Origin of the sequence: uncultured Anaerovibrio sp., from assembly GCF_947302755.1 — a bacterium.
Classification (GTDB): domain Bacteria; phylum Bacillota; class Negativicutes; order Selenomonadales; family Selenomonadaceae; genus Anaerovibrio.
Map to the genome: position 1 here is coordinate 1 of NZ_CAMYWM010000164.1, position 4,550 is coordinate 4,550.

Annotated in this window: 2 protein-coding genes and 1 pseudogene; 2 read left to right on the forward strand and 1 reads right to left on the reverse strand. The window is 44.6% G+C overall.

Annotation, left to right across the window (positions count from 1 at the left end; genetic code table 11):
- Positions 1 to 317 (reverse strand): annotated as a pseudogene (locus Q0Y54_RS11775) (sodium-dependent transporter); the annotation flags it as partial.
- A 176-nt stretch (positions 318 to 493) separates the two neighbouring features.
- On the opposite strand from Q0Y54_RS11775, the gene Q0Y54_RS11780 reads away from it, so the two are divergent.
- Together Q0Y54_RS11780 and Q0Y54_RS11785 are read left to right on the forward strand one after the other, a co-directional pair.
- Positions 494 to 877 carry a hypothetical protein gene (locus Q0Y54_RS11780; protein ID WP_297968199.1) on the forward strand — a complete coding sequence of 128 codons (384 nt, stop codon included), beginning with the start codon at positions 494 to 496 and terminating at the stop codon, positions 875 to 877.
- 66 nt (positions 878 to 943) lie between these two features.
- On the forward strand, positions 944 to 4,282 hold the full coding sequence (locus Q0Y54_RS11785) for an ATP-binding protein (protein WP_297968202.1): 3,339 nt from the start codon (positions 944 to 946) through the stop codon (positions 4,280 to 4,282).
- Positions 4,283 to 4,550: the final 268 nt, after the last annotated feature.

Sequence of the window (4,550 nt, forward strand, 5' to 3'; positions counted from 1 at the left end):
ACCACGGTGTAAAACATCATTAATATATAATTACCAACTATACTGGTGAGGCCGTGGATATGCCATTTGCTTCCTGGGGGCTCCAGCTTCTTGAAGCCCAGGTATGCAGACTTTTGACTGGCCCGTCCTACGGACAGCTCCATGGCCAGTATCGGCACACCCATAATCAACAGAAACAACAAGTAGATAAGTACAAACAATCCGCCGCCGTACTCACCGCAGATGTATGGGAAACGCCATACATTACCTATACCGATAGCGCATCCGGCACTAACCAGCAGGAATCCCAGCCGAGACTGGAAGGATTCTCTTTCCATTATTTAAAGACCCCCTACAAAAAACAATAATACCCGAATATTTTAACACATAGATATACATGTTTACAAATACAATTTTTGCAGGAAAAAAGGGCAGTGACGTCGAATTTAGTTCTTATCAAAGAAGATAATTCAATATGTAAGGCAACCCTGACATGAAGAATTGAGGGATTATTATGGTTGCTAAGACAAAGATGGTGGAAGTCAACAACGTCAAGAAGGTTCCCTTGAAGGAGCTTTTGTCAGATGACACTTTGGATAAGCAGGAGCTGGTAGCCAGGCTCTTATCCAATATTTTTGTGCGGAATAAAGTGGATGCCGAGCTTCAGCAGATTCTTCGGACAAGCCTAAAGGAGGTTATACAGTCCGTAGCCGAGGAATGCTTTGCCATGGGCTATAATAATGGTTATACCATTGGTCTGAAGGAGGGTAATGCCATAGGCCGCAAGGAATTTAAGGAAGAAGAGGAAAAGGCCATAGCTGAATTCCAAAGCAAGCTGGAGGAGGAGCTGGTAAGGGAAATCCTTATGAATGCCAAACCTGCAGGCAGGCTGCAATAGTTATTTTCAGTCCTATGACTGAACCAAAGGTGGTGCAAGATGAATAGACGCCTATATATAATATGTATGTTGTTCCTATTAAGTTTGTTGACCGGATGTGGTTCCAGGGCATTGGAAATACAGCCGATGGGAGTGGACAACGTCCTCCCGAACCAAGGGAAGGTGGTGCGGGTAGGCTATTTTAGTGATGGTAATTTTATGATTGGAGCCTCAGATACTGCTGTAAAATCAGGTTATGGCTATGAATATCTTCAGGCGGTATCCAACTATACCGGCTGGCGTTACGAATATGTCTATGGCAGCTGGTCTGAATTGTACAAAAAGCTTCTCAGTGGTGATATCGACATAATGACCGACGTTTCCTATACGCCGGAGCGGGCGGAGCAGCTTAATTACCCTAAGGCCGCCATGGGCCGGGAGGTGTATTATATCGCCATAAGAACTGATAATTCCCAGATTGATGGTACAGATGTGAGTACATTTAATGGCAAGCGAATCGGTGTGGAGGAGAAGTCCATTCAGGTCGAATATCTGGAAAAATGGATTAAGGAGAACAATATAGATTGTGAAATCATTCTTTTGGGCAGCGGAAAGGATAAGAAAATCAGGGAGCTGATGGATGGCAAAATTGATGCCCTGGTAATGACTCATTTTAAAGGTAAAATCAGCGGTATTTCCAACGTGGTATTGTTGGGGGATTCCGAGTATTATATTGCAATAGCCAAAAACCGGACGGATTTGTTGGAGGAGCTGAATCGGGTCCAGCCGAAAATTGAGGCCTCCCATCCGACCTTTATAAATGATATTGAGTATAAATATTTCCGGGATGCCATGGTGGATCCGCGGTTGCCCCATGATGACCGGGAGTGGCTTGATAATAAGAGTACCCTTCGTATAGGGTATTTGCGTCAAAATATGCCGTTCAGTCACGAGCTTTCTGACAGCGGGCCACCGGATGGAGTAATTTCCTCTGTAATGAATTCTATCTGCAGCAGTGCTGATATAGATAATGCCATGGTTTCTTATGTGCCCTTTGATGACAGTGAAGCCTTGGCAAATGCTGTGATTCATGAGGAGGTGGATGCGGCCTTTGGCTTTTATAATGATTTCTGGTGGGCAGAGAAGGTGGGCCTGTCCCAGACCAACAGTATTTTTAATGTTGGCCTGCGGATGATTGTGCGGGAAGACTTTAAAAAAGAAAATGCCCGACGAATTGCCATACCGGTCAATAAGCCAACTCCTACCTCCAGCACTTTGGCCGGAGCCTTAAATAATAATTTTGAGTATGTATATTATGGTAATGTAGTAGATTCCCTTGAGGCTGTAAAGCGGGGGGATGTGGATGCGGCAGTGGTCAATGAATATGTGGCCCGCATGTTTTTACAGCGCAATCATGCCTATAGTGGGCTTAAGGAAATAGACACCTTTGCAGATGCCGGTTTGTGCTTATCTGTAAAACGGGACAATATCCATTTACTGTCCATTTTTGAACGGGGAATCATCAATATTGATCACCGGGAGATGGAGAAGGTACTGTCTGCAAATGTGTTTTCTACCGTGCGTTCCCGGGCACAGGATTTTCTGGTGGATTATTGGTGGGTAGTGGGGATAGTATGTGTTATCTTCCTGCTAATCCTGGCCAATATGTACATTCTTAACCGAAGCCGCAAGCGGGTGGCTAAAATTAATCATATGCTGAAGGAGCAGACCCAGCAGCTGAAGGTGGCCAATGATGAATTGCTTTTGGCCAATAAAAGTCAGAGTTATATTAACGGGGAATTAATTAATCGTAATGATGAGGTAAAGGAGCTGCTGGATAAACAGCGGAGAGCCATATCCATTATAGAAAATAACCACGAGGCACTGAAATCGGCTAACTGGCTTATAGAATTTGATCCATTGGGCAATGTGGATAATGTGGCATGGAGCGATGGGCTGCGCCATATTTTAGGCTACACCAATATAAATGACTTCCCTGATACCCTGGAGGCTATGGTGAAGCTTATTCACCCTGAGGATTGCCAAAAGGGCGGCCAATACATTTGGGAAATACTTCATGGTAACAGTGAACATGCAGATATTATCGATTATGAGGTCCGCATAAAAAATAAGGCCGACGAATATGTATGGTGCAGGGTTTATGCGCGTCTGGCCAGACGAAATGATGGCAGTCCATTGAGCCTCTATGGTGTGCTGCAGGATATTGCTGAATACAAGGATATGCTCAACAAGACAAAGGAAGCACTGTTAAAGGCCCAGCAGGCCAGTCAGGCCAAGAGTATATTCCTCAATAATATGTCCCATGACATTCGCACGCCGATGAATGGAATTATGGGATATACCTCATTGGCAGAGGAAAATTTGGATAATACAGCTGCCGTAAAGGAATATCTGGAGAAAATCAAATTGGTCAGCAAGCATCTGCTGAGTCTTATTAATGATGTGCTGGATATGAGCCGAATTGAAAGCGGTCGTATTGAGCTGGATCCACAGCCCACTAATCTTATATCCCTGGTGGATGAACTGAAATCCATTCTTCAGTCAGATGTGGAAATGCATAAATTAAATTTCCTGGTGGATACCGATGAGGTAACGGACGATACTGTATTGTGTGATAGGCTGCGCTTAAAGCAGGTTCTCCTTAATCTGCTCAGTAATGCGGTAAAATTTACCCCTGAGGGAGGCCAGGTCAATTTGAGGCTGGTTCAGCGACCAGCCAAGGACAGCCGGTCAGACCGGTCAACCTTTGAATTTTATGTAACTGATACCGGCATTGGTATCGATAAGGATTTTATAGACAAGCTGTTTGTCCCATTTGAACGGGCCCGCAATACTACAGTCAGTGGTATTCAGGGAACTGGTCTGGGTATGTCCATAACCAAGAGCATATTGGATATTATGGGGGGAACCATTAACGTAGAAAGTGAATTAAACAAGGGTACTAAATTCAAGGTTTCCCTGGAATTAAAAACCATTATGCATCAGGATATGGCCAGTACCATACGCAGTAAAGAAAAATATGACTTTAGTGGCAAGACCGTGCTGCTGGTGGAGGACAATGTTGTTAATCAGGAAATTGCCACTGCCCTGCTGGAAGGGGTTAATTTTAAGGTAGTGGTGGCTGGCAATGGGGTAGAGGCTGTAGAGAAGATGAAGTCCGCCTCCCCTGGTCAATATGATGGCATATTGATGGATATTCAAATGCCGCTGATGGACGGCTATGAAGCCACGAAAACAATTCGGGGGCTTGGTGGTTCTTATTGCCAGAATATACCGATTATTGCCATGACGGCCAATGTGTTTGCTGAAGATAAGCAAAAGGTGATTAATGCCGGCATGAACGGGCATATTTCCAAGCCTATCGATACCCGGGAGCTGTTTAGTACATTAAAAGCCTTGCTTTAACCCTTTTTACCAGGTGTGGACCTGTATAAGGGAGGTAAGAGGAGGAAAGAGGAAAAGGGCGGAGCCTGTCGGCACTGGCCGGTGGGAGAAGCTTACAGTATTTTTGATGGCTATAAAAATGGCATAATATAACGAGCTTTAAGATGTCCCCCACCTCTTTAGGTGGGGGAAAACAAACTACTACCCCACGCTAACGGGTGCTAATTCTCCAATCTCGTTGCGACGCGAAGCTAGTCCTGAAAGGGAAACGCTAATTGGAAGATTTTTC